Annotated in this window: 16 protein-coding genes; 7 read left to right on the top strand and 9 right to left on the bottom strand. The window is 72.9% G+C overall.

Annotation, left to right across the window (positions count from 1 at the left end):
- Positions 1 to 40: 40 nt before the first annotated feature.
- A complete protein-coding gene (locus HDA32_RS07010) occupies positions 41 to 703 on the top strand; it encodes a nuclease-related domain-containing protein (protein WP_179646518.1) in 663 nt (220 codons plus the stop codon).
- Between the two features lie 246 nt (positions 704 to 949).
- Positions 950 to 2821 (top strand): dihydroxy-acid dehydratase, encoded by a 1872-nt coding sequence (gene ilvD / locus HDA32_RS07005; RefSeq protein WP_179642428.1) that lies wholly within the window; start codon positions 950 to 952, stop codon positions 2819 to 2821.
- Positions 2822 to 2890: 69 nt separating this feature from the next.
- Here the strand turns inward: ilvD and HDA32_RS07000 are convergent, their stop codons facing one another.
- A complete protein-coding gene (locus HDA32_RS07000; RefSeq protein ID WP_179642427.1) occupies positions 2891 to 3094 on the bottom strand; it encodes an FmdB family zinc ribbon protein in 204 nt (67 codons plus the stop codon).
- Positions 3095 to 3449: 355 nt separating this feature from the next.
- Here HDA32_RS07000 and HDA32_RS06995 point away from each other — a divergent pair, with 355 nt between their 5' ends.
- Positions 3450 to 3830: a MerR gene (locus HDA32_RS06995; RefSeq protein ID WP_179642426.1), complete on the top strand. Its 381-nt coding sequence runs from the start codon at positions 3450 to 3452 to the stop codon at positions 3828 to 3830.
- Between the two features lie 43 nt (positions 3831 to 3873).
- Positions 3874 to 4005, top strand: coding sequence for a hypothetical protein (locus tag HDA32_RS31345; protein WP_281370373.1), 132 nt, complete (start codon positions 3874 to 3876; stop codon positions 4003 to 4005).
- A 100-nt stretch (positions 4006 to 4105) separates the two neighbouring features.
- Here HDA32_RS31345 and HDA32_RS06990 read toward each other — a convergent pair whose 3' ends face one another.
- Positions 4106 to 4606 (bottom strand): HNH endonuclease, encoded by a 501-nt coding sequence (locus tag HDA32_RS06990; protein ID WP_179646517.1) that lies wholly within the window; start codon positions 4604 to 4606, stop codon positions 4106 to 4108.
- A gap of 364 nt (positions 4607 to 4970) precedes the next feature.
- Here HDA32_RS06990 and HDA32_RS06985 point away from each other — a divergent pair, with 364 nt between their 5' ends.
- The 3 genes from HDA32_RS06985 (at position 4971) to HDA32_RS06975 (ending at position 8970) form a co-directional block, all read left to right on the top strand.
- Entirely contained in the window at positions 4971 to 7070 is a 2100-nt protein-coding gene (locus tag HDA32_RS06985) for a prolyl oligopeptidase family serine peptidase (protein WP_179642425.1), read from the top strand.
- A 143-nt stretch (positions 7071 to 7213) separates the two neighbouring features.
- Positions 7214 to 7681, top strand: a complete 468-nt coding sequence (locus tag HDA32_RS06980; protein WP_312863076.1) for an acyl-CoA thioesterase — start codon at positions 7214 to 7216, stop codon at positions 7679 to 7681.
- Positions 7682 to 7773: 92 nt separating this feature from the next.
- Positions 7774 to 8970: an MFS transporter gene (locus HDA32_RS06975; RefSeq protein WP_376766940.1), complete on the top strand. Its 1197-nt coding sequence runs from the start codon at positions 7774 to 7776 to the stop codon at positions 8968 to 8970.
- On the opposite strand, the gene HDA32_RS06970 is transcribed toward HDA32_RS06975, so the two are convergent.
- From HDA32_RS06970 to cobA, 7 genes are all read right to left on the bottom strand, one after another.
- Positions 8948 to 9463 carry a globin gene (locus HDA32_RS06970; RefSeq protein ID WP_179642424.1) on the bottom strand — a complete coding sequence of 172 codons (516 nt, stop codon included), beginning with the start codon at positions 9461 to 9463 and terminating at the stop codon, positions 8948 to 8950. The genes HDA32_RS06975 and HDA32_RS06970 overlap by 23 nt on opposite strands.
- A 168-nt stretch (positions 9464 to 9631) precedes the next feature.
- On the bottom strand, positions 9632 to 11296 hold the full coding sequence (gene ettA, locus HDA32_RS06965) for an energy-dependent translational throttle protein EttA (protein ID WP_179642423.1): 1665 nt from the start codon (positions 11294 to 11296) through the stop codon (positions 9632 to 9634).
- Between the two features lie 51 nt (positions 11297 to 11347).
- Positions 11348 to 12415: a DUF4192 domain-containing protein gene (locus HDA32_RS06960; protein WP_179642422.1), complete on the bottom strand. Its 1068-nt coding sequence runs from the start codon at positions 12413 to 12415 to the stop codon at positions 11348 to 11350.
- A gap of 58 nt (positions 12416 to 12473) precedes the next feature.
- Positions 12474 to 13832 carry a GGDEF domain-containing protein gene (locus tag HDA32_RS06955; protein ID WP_179642421.1) on the bottom strand — a complete coding sequence of 453 codons (1359 nt, stop codon included), beginning with the start codon at positions 13830 to 13832 and terminating at the stop codon, positions 12474 to 12476.
- Positions 13833 to 14555: 723 nt separating this feature from the next.
- Complete coding sequence (locus HDA32_RS06950) at positions 14556 to 17168, bottom strand: YfjP family GTPase (RefSeq protein WP_179642420.1); 2613 nt, start codon at positions 17166 to 17168, stop codon at positions 14556 to 14558.
- Entirely contained in the window at positions 17165 to 18940 is a 1776-nt protein-coding gene (locus HDA32_RS06945; RefSeq protein ID WP_179646514.1) for a GTPase, read from the bottom strand. Before HDA32_RS06945 ends, HDA32_RS06950 begins: the two co-directional genes overlap by 4 nt.
- Positions 18941 to 18972: 32 nt before the next feature.
- Entirely contained in the window at positions 18973 to 20304 is a 1332-nt protein-coding gene (gene cobA, locus HDA32_RS06940; RefSeq protein ID WP_179642419.1) for a uroporphyrinogen-III C-methyltransferase, read from the bottom strand.
- Positions 20305 to 20386: the final 82 nt, after the last annotated feature.

Genomic DNA, 20386 nt, shown 5'->3' with positions numbered 1-20386 from the left:
AGCCAAGGACAGGACCCGGGCCACCTACGGGACCCTGCTGATGCCGGGAGCCGCCCGGCGCTGGTCGCTCCGCGGCGCCGCCGCCGTCGCCGCCGGGCTGCTGGCCGGGCTCCTCACCGCCGACTGGCGCATCGGCGCCACGTTCGCCGTGGCCGTCCTGATCGCCTTCCAGGTCCACTCCTCCAGGCGCCGGTCCGAGATCCCGCACTGGCGCAGGCCCTCGGCCGCCCAGCGTCGCACCGAGGCCCAGCTCAAGGTCATGAAGCGGGTCGGCTACCGCGTCCTGCACGCCCGCAGGACCCCCGGCGGCAACGGCCAGATCGACCATTTCGTCGTGGGCCGGCGCGGCGCGTTCGCGATCGACTCCGAGGCGTGGGACAAGCGGCTCCCGCTGCGCAACAAGCTGGAGAAGCTCTACCACGGCCGGTTCTCCAAGAACGAGCGCATCGACGAGGCGCTGGACGAGGCGCGCAAGGCCGAGCGGCTGATCAGCGAGGAGCTGGGCCGCCCGATCACCGTGCGGGCGTCGCTGGCCATCTACGGGCCCACCATGCCCTGGGACAGCCATCGGCTGCGCGGCGTCGACATCATCACCGGCACCAAGGTCCGCAGGTGGCTGCGCGCCGGCAAGGACCGGCTCAGCGACCGGGAGATCGAGGAGATCTACCTGGCGGCCGAGAAGGTCCTGCCGCCGCGGGGCTGAGCGGGCCGGACCGGGCGGCCGCGGTCGACGGAGACCCACATCTCACCATTTGAGATGATCGATCTTTGCCATCGAGACGCGAGCATTTCACCCGCGGGGATACCATCGGTAGAACTGCACGTTGTACCCGACCCCAAGGCGGGAACCGTCGCCCGGCACCGCTGCGCGCAGCGGACCGGCGGCCGCACCGGCTCCGCACCGCCTTGAGCACCCTGGTACCGGTTCGTCTCGACGGGAGCTCACCCCATGCCCGCGCTTCGCTCACGCACGGTCACCCATGGCAGGAACATGGCCGGCGCACGCGCTCTCATGCGCGCGTCCGGCGTGGAACGCGAGGACTTCGGCAAGCCGATCGTCGCGGTGGCCAACAGCTTCACCCAGTTCGTCCCGGGCCACGTGCACCTCCGCGAGGTCGCCGACGTGGTGGCCGGGGCCGTGCGCGAGGCCGGCGGCGTGCCGCGGGAGTTCAACACCATCGCCGTCGACGACGGCATCGCCATGGGCCACGGCGGCATGCTCTACTCGCTGCCCAGCCGCGAGCTGATCGCCGACGCCGTCGAGTACATGGTCAACGCGCACTGCGCCGACGCGCTCGTGTGCGTCTCCAACTGCGACAAGATCACCCCGGGCATGCTGCTGGCCGCCATGCGGCTGAACATCCCGACGGTGTTCGTCTCCGGCGGCCCCATGGAGGCCGGCAAGGTCACCGTGGTCGACGGCACCGCCACCAAGGTCCGCAAGCTGGACCTGATCAACCCGATGATCGCCTCCGCCGACGAGAGCGTCTCCCAGGCCGAGCTGGACGAGATGGAGGAGGCGGCCTGCCCCACCTGCGGCTCCTGCTCCGGCATGTTCACCGCCAACTCGATGAACTGCCTCACCGAGGCCATCGGCCTGGCGCTGCCCGGCAACGGCACGGTGCTGGCCACGCACGTCGCGCGCAAGCGGCTCTACGAGGACGCCGGCCGCCTCGTCGTCGAGGCCGCGAACCGCTACTACCGCGACGACGACGAGTCGGTGCTGCCGCTGTCCATCGCCACCCCCGCGGCGTTCGGCAACGCGATGGCGCTGGATGTGGCCATGGGCGGCTCCACGAACACGATCCTGCACCTGCTGGCCACGGCCACCGAGGCGGGCGTGAAGTTCGGGCTGCCCGAGATCGACGAGCTGTCGCGGCGGGTGCCCTGCCTGTGCAAGGTCGCGCCGAACACCGAGAAGTACCACATCGAGGACGTCCACCGGGCCGGCGGGATCCCGGCGATCCTGGGCGAGCTGGCCAGGGGCGGCCTGATCGACACCTCGCTGCCCACCGTCCACGGCAAGACCGTGGCGGAGTTCCTGGCGGAATGGGATCTGGGCTCCGACTCGGTCGACACCGAGGCGGTGGAGCTGTTCCACGCGGCCCCGGGCGGTCGGCGGACCACCAAGGCCTACTCCCAGGACGCCCGCTGGGACAGTCTGGACACCGACCGCGAGGCCGGCTGCATCCGCTCGGTCGAGCACGCCTACACCGCCGACGGCGGTCTGGCGGTGCTGTCCGGCAACCTCGCCCCCGACGGCGCGATCGTCAAGACCGCGGGCGTCGAGGAGGAGCTGTGGACGTTCACCGGCCCGGCCAAGGTGTTCGAGAGCCAGGAGGACGCGGTCGAGGGCATCCTGAACAAGCGGATCGAACCCGGCGACGTCGTGGTCATCCGCTACGAGGGCCCCAAGGGCGGCCCCGGCATGCAGGAGATGCTCTACCCGACCAGCTTCCTCAAGGGCCGCGGCCTGGGCAAGGCGTGCGCGCTGATCACCGACGGCCGGTTCTCCGGCGGCACCTCGGGGCTGTCCATCGGGCACGCCTCCCCCGAGGCCGCGGCGGGCGGTGACATCGCCCTGGTCCGCGACGGCGACGTCATCAGCATCGACATCCCGAACCGGGGCCTGGCGCTGGAGGTCGCGGCCGAGGAGCTGGCCGAGCGCCGCCGCGCCCTGCTGGAGGAGCTGGGCGGCTTCCGCCCGAAGGACCGGCAGCGCCCGGTGAGCGCGGCGCTGCGCGCCTATGCGGCGATGGCGACGTCGGCCTCCACCGGTGCCGCCCGCGACGTCACCCAGCTGGAGCAGCGGGGCCTGTAGCGACGACGAGAAGGGGGTGGCCGCGCGGACCGCGCGGCCACCCCCTCGCCGTTTCCAGCGCCGCGCGGCTCAGCCGCAGCACCCCCCGCCGCAGCACCCGCCGCCACCGCCGCTGGGCTGCGGCGCGACGCCGCCGACGGCGACGGTGGACAGCAGCTTCACGGTGTCGTCGTGGCCCTGCGGACACTCGGCGGGCTCGTTGGCCCGCGCCATCGGACGGGAGACTTCGAAGGTGTCACCGCAGGAGCGGCAGCGGTAGTCATAGCGAGGCATGGCACCAGGATAGGAGGCGCCGGTTCTCCACGTCTGCCTAGATTGATAGGCAAATTTAAGCCTAGCACCCTAGGCTTGTCGCACGGTTCGAGGTTCCAAAACTCCCGCCGAAGTCCTTCGCGCAGCCCGAGCGCACGCCCGTAGAAAAGGGCTCACTCTCCAGCGCAAGGTCACCGGTGGCCGCGTTCGGGGTTTCGGGGTAAGGGGTCGCATCAGGTCTGGCAGGTTCTCGACGGCAATGGAGACGTCGTCGCCCAGAGCATCATCCCCGGCCACAGCCATGATCTCGCTCGGGGAACGCTGAACGGCATCGAGGAAGCCTTGGAGCCGGCTTTTGGAAAGGGGTGGCTCGACCATGGATAGGCCGGTTTATCGCGTCACGGTCCGCCAGGAGGACAAGCGGTGGGTCGCCGTCACCGATGGCATCGCGGGCGGCGTTGTGGAGTCGCGGCGGCTGGACCGAATCGAGGATGAACTGCGCGACGGCCTGGCACTGCTCCTCGACAAGGACTTCGATTCCTTCGACCTGGAATGGGACTACCGGCTGCCCCCTCGGATGGCCCGAGCGGTCGAGGAGTTCGAACGGGCCCGCCGCGAGCGCGAGGCCGCCGAAGAGCACTACCGGCAGGCCGCACAAGAGGCAGTCGAGGCCCTCGACGGTCTCTCGGCCCGCGATGCCGGGATACTGCTGCACTTGAGCAATCAGCGCATCACGCAACTGCGCTCGGACCGGTGATCCCGTATGACCACAGAAGAGGAGTCGCACCCTGAAGAGCTTGATGACCTGGTGGCTCCTGGCCGGGTTGTCCCCGCCACGGCCTCCGGTCCGCTGCCCCCCGCCTCCGGGGCAGGTCGATGGCACCATCGACTCCGCCGAGGTCGTCTCCGAATTGCGCGAGGACCGGTTCTGACCGCCCTTCCTGAGATTTGAACAGGACTCCACTTCGGTGGCCGTAGAACCCACCGCGTCCGGGACCGGGTGGGACCCTTGACCGGTCCCGGACGCCGCGGCTACGCCGCGGTTCTCGCCATGTAGGGCGCCCACAGGGGGTCGCCGTGCTGCTCGCCGTTGATGAGCCGCCAGTGCAGCCCTCGGGGAACCGTGGGGGTGACGTTCAGCTCCCAGCCGAGCTCGTCCAGGAGACGGTCGGCCTTGCGGTGGTTGCACGTCTTGCAGGAGGCCACGACGTTCTCCCACACGTGTGCGCCGCCGCGGCTGCGCGGGATCACGTGGTCGATGGTCTCGGCCCGCTTCCCGCAGTAGGCGCAGTGGTGTCCGTCCCGGCGCATGAGCGCCACCCTGGTGAGCGGCACCCGGCGCCGGTAGGGCACCCGGATGTAGCGGCGCAGCCGGATGACCGACGGCACCGACAGCGCCGTGGTGGCCGAGTGCAGTACGGCGCCGGCGGCGTCGCAATGCACGACCTCGGCTTTTTCCCGCAACACCAGCAGGATCGCTCGGCGCAGCGGCACGGTCGTCAGTGGTTCATAGCTGGCGTTGAGCAGCAGCACGTGGCGGCTGACTGTGCCGCCCTCCGTACCGCGCCGGGCGCTCATGCCGACCTCCGGGCCGTCGGATCGCCGACCGCCCGTGTCTCGTCCCCGGCCAGCCTGTCGGCCAGCCAGGAGACCTCCCTGTGGACCGGCCGGGCGACCGGTACTGTTCGCGTTGCCACACGGACCTCCCGTGGGTGGTGCTTCCCGCCGAGTAACGTCCCGCATTCAGTTTGCTTTGTCAGACCAGGTTGCCGCCACCCCATTTATGCGTGGTGTCACGAAAACAACGAAGACCGGCGGGGCGCGGGAGCCGATGACCGTCCGGTGCGGGCGCCGGCGCGACGGGAGGGCCGCGCCGCGTGCGGATAGAGTTCATGGCATGCCTGAACCCCGCTACCCCTCCGCCGAGCGCCTGGAGCTCACCGAGGAGCTGCACGGCCGCCGGGTCCCCGATCCCTACCGCTGGCTGGAGGACCCCGACTCCACCGGGACCAAGGAATGGTCCAGCGCCCAGGACGCGCTCTTCGGCGACGCGGCCGCGGACCTGCCCGGCAGGCGGTGGTTCGGCGACCAGGTGCACGCGCTGCTGGGCGCGGGGTTCGAGGGCGCTCCGGCCTGGCGCGGCGAGCGGCGGTTCTTCACCCGCCGCACGGCCGAGCAGGAGCACGGCGTGCTCTACACCGTCGACCCCGGTTCCGGGGCCGAGCGCGCCCTGATCGACCCCACGGCCCTCGACCCGGACGGGACCACCACGCTGGACTCCTGGCGGCCGGACCGCGAGGGCCGGCTGCTGGCCTACCAGCTCTCCGAGGGAGGCGACGAGGAGGCCCGGCTGCGGGTCATGGACGTCGCCACCGGCGAAGCGGTGGACGGGCCGATCGACCGCTGCCGCTACTCCCCCATCGCCTGGCTGCCCGGCGGCGACGCCTTCTACTACGTGCGGCGGCTGGCGCCCGACCTGGTGCCCGAGGGCGAGGAGCAGTACCACCGGCGCGTCTACCTGCACCGGGTCGGCACGCCCGTCGAGGAGGACGTGCTGATCTTCGGCGAGGGCCGGGACAAGACCGAGTACTACGGCGTGGCGGTGAGCCGCGACGGCCGGTGGCTGCTGCTGACCTCCATCCGCGGCACCTCCTCGTGCAACGACGCCTGGATCGCCGACCTGGCGGAGAGCGGCCCGGAGGCGCCGCTGCTGTCGGTCATCCAGGAGGACGTGGACGCCGACGCCTCCCCCTACGTCGGCCGGGACGGCCGGCTGTACCTGTTCACCGACCGCGACGCGCCGCGCGGGCGGCTGTGCGTGACCGACCCGCGCACTCCGGGCCACGAGCACTGGCGCACCCTGATCGACACCGACCCCGGCGCGGTCCTCAGCGACTTCGCGATCCTCGACGGGGCCGAGCTGGAGTCCCCGCTGCTGCTGGCCGGGTGGCGGCGGCACGCGATCAGCGAGGTCACCGTGCACGATCTCGACACAGGGGAGCGGCTCGGCGAGGTCGCCCTGCCCGGCCTCGGCTCGATCGGCGGCCTTATGGAGCGCCCGGAGGGCGGCCACGAGGCGTGGTTCACCTACACCGACAACACCTCCCCCGTCGGCGTCCACCGCTACGACGCGCGCACCGGCGAGGTCACGTCGTGGGCGACCGCTCCGGGCGCCCCGGAACCGCCCGAGGTCACAACCGAGCAGGTCACCTACACCTCGCGCGACGGCACGCCGGTGCGGATGCTGGTGCTCTCCCCGCCCGACGCCGACGGCCCGCGGCCGACCGTCCTGTACGGCTACGGCGGCTTCTCCGTCTCGCTGACCCCCGGCTACTCGGCGACGGCGCTGGCCTGGGTGCGCGCCGGCGGCGTGTACGCGATCGCCAACCTGCGCGGCGGCCTGGAGGAGGGCGAGGAGTGGCACCGCGACGGGATGCTCGGCAACAAGCAGAACGTCTTCGACGACTGCGCGAGCGCGGCCGAGCACCTGATCGCCACCGGCGTCACCACCGCCGACCGGCTGTCGGTCATGGGCGGCAGCAACGGCGGCCTGCTGGTGGGGGCCGCGATCACGCAGCGCCCGGAGCTGTACGCCGCCGCGGTGTGCTCGGCCCCGCTGCTGGACATGGTGCGCTACGAGCGGTTCGGCCTGGGCCAGCTCTGGAACGTCGAGTACGGCAGCGCCGACGACCCCGAGGCGCTGGACTGGCTGCTCGACTACTCGCCGTACCACAACGTCGACGAGGGCGTGCGCTATCCGGCGACGCTGTTCGCGGTGTTCGCCAACGACACCCGGGTCGACCCGCTGCACGCCCGCAAGATGTGCGCGGCGCTGCAGCACGCGACCTCCGGGTCCGTGGCTGAGCGCCCGATCCTGCTGCGCTGCGAGGCCGAGGTCGGGCACAGCTCCCGCTCGGTCAGCCGCAGCGTCGGCCTGAGCGCCGACCAGCTGGCCTTCCTCGCCCACCACACCGGCCTGACGGTGCCGCCGGCCTGACCGCCGCAGGACGGCGCCCCGGTAGCCTCCTCACCGGTCCGGCCGTGGCCGCGCCCCGACCCGATCGGCCGGGGCGGTTCGGCCGTACCGGCCGGACGGTTGGCACAATCGGACATGCCGCGTCGAAGAAGGGATGAGCAGCAGTGACAGAGGTCGCGACAGAAGAGGCCGTGCGGAACGGGAGCGGGGACGGCGGGTCCGCGCGCCGGCACGTGCACCTCGCCCACATCCGGTTCGCCGACCTCGACCCGCTGAACCACGTCAACAACGTGCGGATGCTGACCTACCTGGAGGACGCCCGCATCTCGTTTCTGAGGTGGGACGACCGCGCCGACGGGCGGTCGCGGTTCGGCGGGCTGGTGGTGGCCCGCCACGAGGCCGACTACGTCCGGCCGCTGCTGCTGCGCCGCGAGCCGGTGCGCGTGGAGACGTGGGTGACCGAGGTGAGGAACGCCAGCTTCACGCTGGAGTACGAGGTCCTCGACGACGAGCAGGTCTACCTGCGCGCCAAGTCGGTCCTCGTGGGGTTCGACCTGGAGGCCCAGCGCGTCCGCCGCCTGGACGACGCGGAGCGGGAGTACCTGCTCGGCCACCTGGCCACCGGGAGGTAGCGTCCGCGGCGGCGGATCGGGCGCCGTCGCCGCCGACCGCTCGCCCGCAGCTCGGGGAAACCCGGATCAACACCGTTGACGAGCCTGGTCCGGTGATCGTGGGAAATCGTTGGTTCATCCTCTGTCTCGCCATCGTCGCCCAGATCGCGAGCATCTCCGCGCTGTTCGGGGTGCCGTTCGTCATCCCCGCCCTGCGGGAGGCCTACGGCCTGACGATCGCGCAGGCCGGGACGCTGGCGGGGCTGCCGAGCCTCGGACTGCTGCTGACCCTGCCGGGCTGGGGCGTGGTCATCGACCGCTACGGCGAGCGGTTCACCATGACGGCCAGCCTGCTGCTGACCGCGTCGGCGCTGTCCCTGCTGGCGGCGGTGGACGGGCCTGTCGCCGCCGGAGCCGTGCTGACCCTGGTGGGCGCGGCGGGCGGACCGGTGAACGCCGCAGGCGGACGGCTGGTGCTGGGCTGGTTCTCCGCCCGCGAGCGGGGGCTGGCGATGGGGCTGCGCCAGGCCGCCCAACCGCTCGGGATGGGGCTGTCGGCCGCGCTGATGCCGATCATCGCCGAGCGGCACGGCTTCGTCGCGGCGATGCTGCTGCCGGCCGCGCTCGCCGTGGCCATGGCTCCGCTGGTGGCGGTCTTCGCGGTGCGGCCCGGCCCGGACCCGCGGGGCGGGGACGCCATGATGGCGGCCGAGACCGCCTCGCCCTACCGGCACGCCGCCATCTGGCGGGTGCACGGCGTAAGCATGCTCTTGGGCGTCCCGCAGTTCACCGTGATGACCTACGCGCTGGTCTACCTGGTGGAGGAGCACGGCTGGTCGGCGCCGCTGGCCGGGGCGGTCATCGCGGGCACCCAGGTCCCCGGTGCGCTGGCCCGGCTGGGCACCGGGGCCTGGTCGGACCGGGTGGGCAGTCGGCTGCGACCGGTGCGGATCATCGCCGCGGTCTCGGGGGCCGCGCTGCTGCTGCTCGCCGGCGCCTCGGTCGCCGTTCCCGCGGCGGCCGTCGCGCTCCTGCTCGCCTGCCTGGTGCTGTCGATGAGCCACAACGGGCTGACCTTCACCGCCGTCGCCGAGACGGCGGGCCTGGCCTGGGCCGGGCGGGCCATGGCGGCGCAGAACTCGCTGCAGGCCGTCAGTTCCACGCTGACACCGGTGCTGATGGGCGTGGTGATCGCGTGGCAAGGGTTCACCTCGGCGTTCGCCGCCGCGGCGCTGTTCTGCGCGCTGGCCGTCGCCGTCGTGCCGGTGGGCCGCCGCTCCCCCGGCGCTACTTCAGCGAGATCCGGATGACCTCGCCGTCGCCGCCGTCGTCGTCGCCGCCATCGGACCTGACCGTGATGGAGGCGGGGTCGGCCGCCCGGGCGGCGGGTTCGGCCGCCTCCTCGGGCACGTTCACCATGCTGTGCGCGGCGTAGACCATGTACTCCCACAGTTGCCGGTCCAGCTCGGCCGGCAGCCCGAGGTCGTCGACCGCGGCGCGCATGTGGACCAGCCAGCGGTCCCGTTCGGCCGCGCCGATGCGGAACGGGAAGTGGCGCATGCGCAGCCGGGGATGGCCGCGGCGCTCGCCGTAGGTGCGGGGACCGCCCCAGTACTGGATCAGGAACAGCCGGAGCCGCTCCTCCGCGGGGCCGAGGTCCTCTTCGGGGTACATGGGCCGCAGCAGAGGGTCGTCCGCGACCCCTTCGTAGAAGCGGCGGACGAGGCGGACGAACGTCTCCTCGCCGCCGACCGCCTCGTAGAAGCTCACCGGGGCATCACTGTCATCGCGCGGGGAAGTCATAATCGTCTGCCAGCTTATGCCGTGGCGGCGCGGAAGGCGACCGTTGGTCGCCCTCCGCGCGAAGGCCGCCGGGAGAGTACGGCCCTGTCATGCCCTCCCGCTGCTTTGCGCGGGTGCCGGGGCCGCGCCGCAGCCTCCGCGGGCCCCGATCGCATCGCCGCCTCCGGGTCAACCCCGGGTGAGCTTGCGGTGCGTGACCGCGTGCGGGCGCGCGGCCTCGGGGCCGAGGCGCTCGATCTTGTTCTTCTCGTAGGACTCGAAGTTGCCTTCGAACCAGAACCAGTCGGAGCCGCCCTCCCACGCCAGGATGTGCGTCGCGACCCGGTCCAGGAACCACCGGTCGTGGCTGGTGATCACGGCGCAGCCGGGGAAGTCCAGCAGCGCGTTCTCCAGCGAGCCGAGCGTGTCGACGTCGAGGTCGTTGGTGGGCTCGTCGAGCAGCAGCAGGTTGCCGCCCTGCTTCAGGGTGAGCGCGAGGTTGACCCGGTTGCGCTCGCCACCGGAGAGCACACCGGCGAGCTTCTGCTGGTCGGAGCCCTTGAACCCGAACGCGGCGACATAGGCCCGGCTCGGGATCTCGACGTTGCCGACCCGGATGAAGGACTCGCCGTCGGAGACGGCCTCCCAGACGTTCTTGTCGTCGGCGATCCGGCCGCGATACTGGTCGACGTAGGAGATCTTCACCGTGTCGCCGACGTTGATGCTGCCGGAGTCCGGCTTCTCCTCACCGACGATCATCTTGAACAGCGTCGTCTTTCCCACGCCGTTGGGGCCGATCACACCGACGATGCCGTTGGGCGGCAGCGAGAAGCTGAGGTCGTCGATGAGGACGCGGTCATCGAAGCCCTTGGTGAGGTTCTTGACCTCCACCACGCTGGTGCCCAGGCGCGGGCCCGGCGGGATCTGGATCTCCTCGAAGTCCAGCTTGCGGGTCTTGTCGGCCTCGGCCGCCATCTCCTCGTAGCGCTGCAGCCGCGCCTTGCTCTTGGTCTGGCGCGCCTTGGCGTTGGAGCGGACCCACTCCAGCTCCTCCTGCAGGCGCCTCTGGCGCTTGACGTCCTTCTGGCCCTCGACCTTCAGCCGCGTGGCCTTGGTGTCGAGGTAGGTGGTGTAGTTGCCCTCGTAGGGGTAGAGCTTGCCCCGGTCCAGCTCCAGGATCCAGGTGGCGACGTTGTCCAGGAAGTAGCGGTCGTGCGTGATCGCGATGATCGTGCCGGGGTACTTCTCCAGGTGCTGCTCCAGCCACTGCACGCTCTCGGCGTCGAGGTGGTTGGTGGGCTCGTCCAGCAGCAGCAGGTCCGGCTGCTCCAGCAGGAGCTTGCACAGCGCCACGCGGCGCTTCTCGCCGCCGGAGAGCACCGAGATTTCGGCGTCGGCCGGCGGGCAGCGCAGCGCGTCCATCGCCTGGGCGAGCTGGCTGTCGAGGTCCCAGGCGTTGCGGTGGTCGAGCTTGTCCTGCAGCCTGCCCATCTCTTCGAGCAGCTCGTCGGAGTAGTCGGTGGCCATCTTCTCGGCGATCTCGTTGAAGCGGTCGAGCATCGCCTTGGTCTCGGCCACGCCGTCCTCGACGTTTTGCAGGACCGTCTTGTCCGGGTCGAGCTGGGGCTCCTGGGCCACCATGCCCACGCTGAACCCGGGCATGAGCCGCGCCTCGCCGTTCGACGGCTGTTCGACGCCGGCCATCAGCTTCAGCAGCGTGGACTTGCCCGCGCCGTTCGGCCCCACGACACCGATCTTGGCTCCGGGCAGGAACGACCCCGAGACGTCGTCCAGGACAACCTTGTCGCCGTGCGCTTTGCGCACATTTCGCATCGTGTAGATGTACTCCGGCATGTCTTCAAGACTAGGGCTTCGCCGCCGGTGCCCTGGCCAGTCCTCGAGGTCTCAGCCGCCGTCCTGCTCCGCGACGGGGGCACGGCCCTCCAGCCACTCTGGCGTGAAGTGCCGCCAGTCGCCGGGTGAGACGCCGCACCGCAGCGCCTGGCGGATCAGCTCCGCCATCGAGTAGCCGGGGACGGCGGCGTCGACGCGGTCCAGGGCGAGGTCGGCGAGTACGCCGTCACCGCTCAGCCATGCCGCGAAGGCCAGGAGGGAGCCGGGAGCGGCGCTGTAGGGCGGTTCGATCCGGCGCAGCACGTGCCGCCACAGCAGGACGTGGGCCTGGGCGCGCTCGCGGCGGATGTGCGCCCACGCCTCGTCGCGCACCCGCAGCGAGAGCAGCAGGACCCCGAGCCAGGCGATCGTGTCGGGGGCCTCGGGCGGATCGCCGCCGAGCGCCGCCGCGACGACCCGGCGCACCGTGCGCACGCCCTCGGCCCGGACGGCGATCTCGAACGCGGCGTGGCCGCCGGGATCCGAGCGGCCCCACAGCCGGGCGCACCGCGTCTCGGCCCGCAGGGTGGCCCGCTCCATGTCGGCCCGGCCCCGCCCGCCGATGGGCGCGATCGATGCGGCGAGGTCCTCCCGGTCGCGCCGGGCGGTGAGCCCCGCGGCGACGGCTCCGGCCGGGACCGCGGAGGAGCCGACGTCGTAGGCGGTTCCGCCGGGCGGACAGCACCGGGGCGAGCCGCACAGATGGGACCAGTAGCGGCCGCCCTGGACGCGCAGCGCCTCGGCGACGCGCACGCCGGATCCGGCCAGGATCTCCCGGACCGCCTCCAGGCAGGGGGTGACGCGTTCGGCCGGTCCGTACCCCACCGCCAGGACCCGGTCGCACCCCTGCCTGCCGAGCGGCGCGATCAGGGTGGAGGCGAGCTGCGCCGCCGCAGCGGGATCGGCCGGCAGGTCGCAGCGGGTGGTGAGGCGGACCCGGGCGGAGCGCCCGCCGAGGCCGATGACGATGACGTCGTCGCCCGGATGGAAACCGAGCAGGAACGGGATCGCGGCGATGATGTCGGTGGGGGTGGAAAGGGTCAGGACGGGGTTCGGGCGGGAGTCGCCATTGGTGACCATGCGTTCACGGTGCGGCACGGCCGCGGAGCGCGACAACCCGGATTTCAGGGGCTGTGGATTACTCCGCCGCCGGGGCCGTCCGACCTCCGCCGCCGGGGCGCCCGGCGGGCCGCTCGGTGAAGTCCGGCATGCCCGACACCGGCAGGCACACGCGGTTGCGCCCGGAGTCCTTGGCCCGGTAGAGCGCGAGGTCGGCGGCTGCCAGCAGTTCGATCAGGTCGCGGCCGTGCACGCGCAGCAGCGCCGCTCCGACCGAGATCGTGACGGTCACCGTGGTCTCGTCCACCGGCAGCGCCATGCGGCCCACCCGCGAGCGCAGCCGCTCCGCGATCCGGCACGTCTCGGCCATGTCCGCTCCGGGGAGCAGCACGACGAACTCCTCGCCGCCGAACCGCCCGACGACGTCGTACTGGCGCAACTGGTGGGTGAGGGTGGTGGCGACGCCGAGGAGGACCTGGTCGCCGAACAGGTGCCCATAGGTGTCGTTGACCCCCTTGAAGTGGTCGATGTCGATGATCAGCACGGCCAGGGGACGCCCCGAGCGCATCGCGCGCACCAGTTCGGCCTCGGCCTCGCGCTCCCAGGTGGCGGCGTTGAGCAGGCCGGTCTTGGGGTCGGTGCGGGCCGCGGTCTGGAGCTGCTGGAACAGCAGGCTGCGCTGGAGCAGCAGCACCGGCGGCAGGACGAGCGCCAGCAGGTACAGCGACAGCCCGCACAGGATCGCCACCGTGAGTCCCACGCACAGTTCGGCCCAGTCCAGCAGGATCGCCTCGCGGTCCCAGATCAGCCGGCGCCTGGGCGTCTCGCGCGCGCTGAGCCGCACCGCGCCGGCCACCAGCGCCGTGTTGAGGACGCTGAACAGCGCGCAGCACAGCACGGCGGCCAGGAGGCCCGGACCGCTGATCAGGACGCTCTGCTCGGTGATTCCGCTGACGCCGTCGAGGAGGACGACCTCGCCGGTGACGATCGCGTGGAAGGCCGTCGACGCGGTGAACCCCGCCAACGCCACCGACGCCACGCTGAAGACCCGCCGGAACACCACGGCCCGGCGGATCCGGAGCTGCAGCATCACATAGATCGGGATCGGCACGATCAGCGAGTAGAAGGGCGGCAGGAGCAGCAGCATCGGGATCCACCACGCGCCGAGCAGGTCCCGCACCACCCCGCCGGGCATGCCGAGCCTGCGCATGGCCTCCACGCAGACGACCCCGCAGGTGACCAGCGCGGCGGCGGTGCAGACCTCCTCCAGCCGGATCCGGGTGACCAGTCCGCCGGCGACCGCGAGCACGAGGTCGCACGCGATGACGAGGAAGACGAGGCACGCCAGCGGGCGCGGCTGCGCGAACAGCGGCCACGCCCGCATCCTGGAGGTCCAGGACCGCTCACGATCAGTAACGGCCGACCGCGCCACCGTCATTCTGGCCTCCCGACTTCCCGCCCGCCGTCCGATCCGGCGGAGTCAGCCGACCCCGTGGTCGGCGACCGCCCTCCGCGCCGGCGGGGTACCGACTGAGAACACGATGAGAGATTACATGGAGTAATACTGTAATTGCTAACTGTGCATCAGAGTGGGAAAACCGCTACATTGAGCCGTGCTGCACCGCATCGATGACGTTGTGGACGGTCATGCAGGGCGCCGCTGCCGCCGTGCGCGGCGACGGCCGGGGTGAGCCGCACGGCTCGGGAGGACCCCGTGACCGCCGGGCGGACCGGTGCCGGTGAAGCCGCCGAGACCCTCCGGATCCGGGCCCGGGCTCACCGGGCCGAACGGGGTCCCGGCGGGCGATCGCGCGAGAGCGCGGCCGATGACCAGGAGGGGGAAGGCGGGGCGTCTCCACCGGGTGATGCAGCCGGGTGGTCGGTGTGCCCGCCATCTGACAAGGGTTGGAGGAATGATGACCGCTGGCATCCAGTGGGTCTGATCCCGACGGCGTTCTTGTGAACGGTGACGCCGGGCGGGGGTCCTCCCCCCGTCCGGCGTCGTCGTGTTCAGCGGATACCGCCGATTCCACGGTCCCACTGGAACGGCGGCTCAGACCTGCTGCGCGGCCCCGCGTTCGGCCGGGTGGCGGGCGGCTTCACCGAAAGAGCGGCGGCGACGGTGGGCGTTCCTCGCCGCTCGGGCGCCCCGGCGCCGGCTTCAGTGGGTCTTCGTCGTCCGCGCGGCGGCCAGTGCCCGGCAGTAGCGCTGGTACTCCCCGAGCTCGCGCTCCATGGGGGCCGCGATCCGCTCGGCCGCGATGGCCCGCACCCGCTCGGTGCCCTGCTCCTCCACGCGCTCGCGCTGACGGGACGCCGCGACCGCGACGAGATTGCGGCAGCCGACGTCGGTCAGCCAGCCCACGAGCAGGGTCGCCACGAACACCACCGCGGCGAACGCGATGAAGACCGGGTCGTCCAGCACCGCGACCCCGGTCATTCCGCCGCCGATCCAACTGACCAGCAGCACCCCCAGCCAGACCAGACCGGCCCCCGCCATGGCGATCAGCAGGTACTGCCAGACGCGGACCGCCTGCCACCACGACGGCGTCTCGTCGGCGTCGGGCACCGCGTCGGCGATCGCCCGGCCCAGTTGGTCGGGCAGCTCGTCGATGTCGCGGCGCGCGGCGGAGCGCACCCGCTTGGGCCACGGCTCGGGCAGCTCCCCGGCGGCCCGGTCGGCGGCGTCGACGACGGCCGTGTCGATCTCGGCCTGCTGCACCCCGATCGGCCCGTTGAGCCCGCCCTTGACGTCCTCGCGCAGGAAGTCCAGCTGCATCGTGCGCAGCGGGTCGCGCCGCAGCCGGCGCACCCAGCGCAGGACCGGCCAGCCGACGAGCCCCGACCCGCGGCGCTCGTGCGCGGTCTCGGTGGCGTCGGCGATGGCGGAGACGCCGGCGGCCTCGGCCAGCTCGGTGACCAGGGCGCCGCGCGCGTGGTCGGGCAGGTGCGCCGCGCCGCCCCCGGCGTCGCCGTGGGCCTCGAAGTCCCGGGTGACCTGCTCCAGGTCGGCGACGAGGCGGTCGATCGAGGCCCGACGCTCGACCACCGTCTCCACCAGCAGCTCGCGCAGGTCGCGCATGCCGTGGCCGGTGACGGTGGAGGAGGTGAGCACCCGCGGGTGCACCCCGGACTCGGTCTCCAGCAGCCGCCGGAGGTCGGTGAGGAGCTCCTCGACCTCCTCGTCGTCCACCCGGTCCACCTGGTTCAGCACGGCGACCGTCACCGCACCGTGCCCCGCCATTTCGGCGAGGTAGCGGTGGTGGACCGCCGCGTCGGCGTACTTCTGCGGGTCGAGCACCCACACCAGCAGGTCGACCGACCCGATGAGGCGCTCGGCCTCGGCCGTGTGCTCGGCCCGGACCGAGTCGTGGTCGGGCAGGTCCAGCAGGATGAGTCCGGTGAGGTCGGAGTCGCCCTTGTCGAGCTCGCTGGCCCGGGAGTGGCGGTGGCGCGGCGGGACGCCCAGCCAGTCGAGCAGGCCGTCGGCGCCCTCGACGCCCCACACGCAGGCGTGCGCCGACGACGTGGTCGGCCGGGTGATGCCGACCCGGGAGAACTCCAGTCCGCACAGCGCGTTGAACAGCGAGGACTTGCCGCTGCCGGTGCCGCCGGCCAGCGCGACCACGGTGTGGTCGCTGGACAGCCGCAGCCGCGCCCCGGCGTGGCTGAGCAGGCCGCGGGCCCGGGTGATGAGCTCGGGACCGAAGTTGTCCCTGCCGATCTCGACGAGGGTGGCCAGGGCGTCGAGCCGCGCGATGAGCTCGGCGCGCGTCGTGGCCGGCATGGGGCGCCAGCTCTCCCGGGTGGCGGGCCGGTACTCCTCCTCGTCGCCGGCCTCGCTCCGGGCCTCCTCCGGCGGCGTCCACGCCGCGGTCCCCCGCCGATCGCCCTCGGGCTCGGCCTCCCCGTCCCCGGGGTCTTCCGCGGCGTCGGCGTCGACCCGGGGCAGGGGGCCGGTGCGCCGTCCGGCGATGGCATCCTCTTCGGTCACCGCTCCGACCAGGCTGCCGACCCAGTCGGCGAGGTTGTCGGGGTCGCCGGGGTCGCCGGGGTCGCCGCGACCGGCCGCACCGCCCTCGGCGGGGGCCCGGCGCGAGGGCGCGGCGTGCCGCCCGTGCGGGACCCGCTTGGGCAGGGGCTCCGGGTCCTCGGAGGCGCCGCGCTCGGCGGCCTCCTCATCGACGGACGCGTCCGGCCGCCCGTCGGTCCCCTCCCCGAGCGGCGCGGTCTCGGCGGCGTCGGCCGGTTCGGGGGCGGCCTCGGCGGCGGGGGCCTCCGGACGGCGGCGGGGAGGGACCGGCGCTCCCGGAGCGGGGTCCGCTGCCGCCGGAGCCGGGGCCTCGGGGCGGCGCCAGCCCGCGTCCGGGGCCGCCGTCGGGCCCTCGTCTTCCGGGTCCTCGGCGCCGCTCGGCACCGGACCGGGATCGGTGTGGGCGTCCACGGCCCGGCGCAGGTTCGGGTAGGAGCCGGTGGCCGCATCGCCGGAGCCGGGCCTGCGGGCCGCAGGGGACCGCTCCGCCGCGGGTCCGGCGCCCGTCTCGGGACCCCACGCGGACGTCTCCGCGTCCCGGGCCGGGCGGGTCCACGCCCCGCGCCACGGCCGCGCGTCCTGCTGGGCCGGGACGCCGTCGGCGTCGGACCGGCGGTCCTGCCCGGCGGTCGGCCCGGAAGGGGTGCCGTCACCGTGCGGGGCGGGCTCCGCTGCGCCGTCCCGGGGCCGCGCCGCGCCCGCTTCCTCGTCGGTCTGAGCGGGGTTCCGGTGAGTCGTCATCGCGCAATCTCAAGGTTGTACGTGGCTTGGTAGAGCTGGACGGCGTCGTCCTCGTCGGGCAGGTGCGCCGCTGCCAGCGCGTCGGTGAACCGCTGCCTCTCCTCCTGGAGGAGTTCGCCTGTGCGCGCCCGGAGGTCCTCGCGGGCCCTGGCCCCGATGTTACGCAGCGATTCGGAGCCGAACAGGGCTTTGAGCAGGCGCTGCGGGGCCGCGCTGGTCCCTTGCGACACCGCGACGTCGGAGGTGCCGAAGCCGAGCAGACCGATGATGAGGACCAGCGCGAACGCCTCCTCGTCGTAGGTGACGAACCGGGCCACCGACCGCTTGGCGACGCCGTCGGAGGCGATGAGGTCCACCACGGTGCGCCGCCAGGCCGCGATGGCCGTCCGCGCCCTGCGGGGCAGGTCCTCCGGGACGCCGGCGAGCTCGTGGCGCTCGGCGAGCGCCTCGGCCCCGGGGACGGCGCCCCAGCGCTCCACGACCTCCTCGGCCGCGCGCTCGGCCGAGGAGACGACCAGCGCCTCGACGCCGTCGCGGACCGCCTGGTCCAGCGCGTGCACCCTGGACGCGGGGTCGGTGCCGGCCTTGGCCCTGCGCCTGGTGCGCACGCGCAGGGAGCGGACGAGCTCGCCGCTCGCCGCGACGTCCTGCCAGCGGGCGAGGACGTTGCCGCGCAGCAGCGACCCGTTGCGGGTGGCCTCGTCGATCTCCGCCAGCGCGGCGGAGTGGGCGGAGTCGACGGCCGCGCCGAGGACCCTGCCCGCCTCGGCCTGCACCTCGACCTGCTTGGCGAGTTCGGGCACCCGGGTGCGGAAGCTGTTCAGCACGCCGGCGAAGGTCCGGCGCGAGACGGTGTCGCGCTGCACCAGGTCGCCGGCGACGTCGGCGAGGTAGTCGCGGACGGGGTCGGCGGTGTTGGCGGTGAACCTGCCCCCGGCGACCTGGTCGGTCTCGGGGATGGTGAACCGGGTGGCGTGGCCCAGGCCGTTGGCCTCCAGCATCGCGCCGAAGTGGTCGACCAGCTGGTCGCGGCCGCGCCGCGGCACGCGCGAGAGCACGACGGCCAGCGAGGTGTCGCGGTCCCGGGCGACCTGCAGGAACTCCCACACCCTCGCGTCGGCGTAGCGGCGGCTGGTGGTGACGAACACCCACAGGTCGGCGGCGTCGAGGAACTTGGCGGCGAACTCGTGGTGGGCGGCGACGGCGGAGTCGACGTCGGGGGTGTCCAGCAGCGCCACCCCCTCGGGCATGCACTCGCTCGCCGCCAGCACCAGCATGCCGTCCTTGCCCGGCATGGCCAGCCCCTGCTGGCGCACGCGCGGCAGCGTGGGCAGGAAGGACGCCTCGCTGAACCAGCCGACGTCGGCGGGGTTGCAGGCGAGCACCGGGCTGTTGGTGGTCGGGCGGCGCACGCCGGTGGTCGTGACCTGTTCTCCCACCAGGCTGTTGACCAGGGTGGACTTACCCGCTCCGGTGGACCCGGCCACGGCGATCAACAGCGGTGTGTCGGCCTTGCGCACGCGCGGCAGCACGTAGTCGTCGAGCTGGGCCAGAACGTCGCTGCGGGCGGTCCGGCCCTCGTCGGCGCCGGGCAGTCCCTCTGCGAATCCGAGGTCCTGGATCCGGACGCGCAGCGTTTCGAGGACCTTCTCCAACTGCGCGTCGCTGGCCACGGGACCACGGTGCTTCGGACCGCCGCGCGCGTCCGCGGACCGTCCGGGCGCCGATCGTCCCGGTCCCGTCGCTTCCGGCACAGCAGGCGGCCGGGTCATGGCGGTTCCGCCCTTCTCATCGGTCTTCGCGGTCACAGAACCCGATTCCCCTTGCGACCCGTGTCACTCCTGTCATCGGCCGATCGTGCCGCCGATTCACCGGACAGGGGCGGGGAACCGGCATGATCGGGCCCTCCGTGCAGTATGTCAAGCTCCCGGGCCGCGTTCACCACTTCTCCGATGACCACGATCGCCGGAGGCCGGACGCCGCCCTCGGCCGCGATCCCCTCCACGGTCTCCAGGGTCGCGACGACCGTCCGCTGGGTGGGCAGGGTGGCGTCCTGCACGATCGCGACGGGGGTGTCGGGCGCCCGGCCGTGCCCGATGAGCGCCGCGGCGATGGCACCGATCCGCTCGACGCCCATGAGCACCACCACGGTGCCGTTCACCCGGGCGAGCGCGCCCCAGTCGACGGTGGAACGCTCGTCGTCCGGCGCGACGTGCGCCGAGACGATGTGCACGTCCTGGGCGACGCCGCGGTGGGTGGCCGGGATCCCCGCGGCGGCGGGTCCGGCCAGCGCGCTGGTGACCCCGGGGACGACGGTCACCGGGACTCCCTCGCGCACGCAGGCCGCGGCCTCCTCGGCGCCGCGGCCGAACAGGAAGGAGTCGCCGCCCTTGAGCCGGACCACGAACCGGCCCTGCTTGGCGCGGTCGACGAGCACCCGGTTGATCTCCTCCTGGGTCGTCGAGCGCCCGTAGGGGATCTTGGCCGCGTCGACGATCTCGACGTCGCCGGGCAACTGGTCCAGCAGTGAGGTGGGGGCGAGCCGGTCGACCACGACCACGTCGGCCTGCGACAGCAGTTGGCGGCCGCGCACCGTGATCAGGCCGGGGTCGCCGGGGCCGCCGCCGACCAGGGCGACCCCCCGCAGCGGCTCGCGGCCCCTGCGCGCGTCCAGCGTGCCCTCGGCCAGCCCCTCGGTCACGGCGTCGCGCAGGCCGGCGGCGCGCCGCGGATCGCCGTCGGCGATCACCCCGACGGTGACGCCGGCCGCGGAGCCGCTGGCCGGGGTCCAGGCGCTAGAGGCGTGCCGGTCGTCGGCGCGCACGCACCACACCCGGACCGAGTCGGCCTCCTCGGCCACCGCGGCGTTGACCCCGGGGTCGTCGGTGGCGACGTGCACCAGCCAGAAGTCGCCGAGGTCCCCGTCGCGCACGTCCCCGGGCCGGTACCCGCGCCGCTCCCAGCTCAGCCGGCCGGCCGCGGCGAGGTCCTCCAGCGTCGCCGTGACCTCGGGGGAGATCAGGGTGACCCGCGCGCCCGCGTCGAGCAGAACGGGCACCCGGCGCTGCGCGACGCGGCCCCCGCCCACGACCAGGACATCGCGTCCGTCCAGGCGCAACCCTAGAAGGTACGTCACCGAGGCAGCCCTCCAACAATCGCAGAATGTGGCCCCTGCGTTCCCAGGCGGCCATGGTGCTCCGCCGCACGCCGGTCCCCAC

Source organism: Spinactinospora alkalitolerans (assembly GCF_013408795.1).
Taxonomy (GTDB): Bacteria; Actinomycetota; Actinomycetes; order Streptosporangiales; family Streptosporangiaceae; genus Spinactinospora; species Spinactinospora alkalitolerans.
This window is presented reverse-complemented; position numbering and strand designations above follow the sequence as displayed.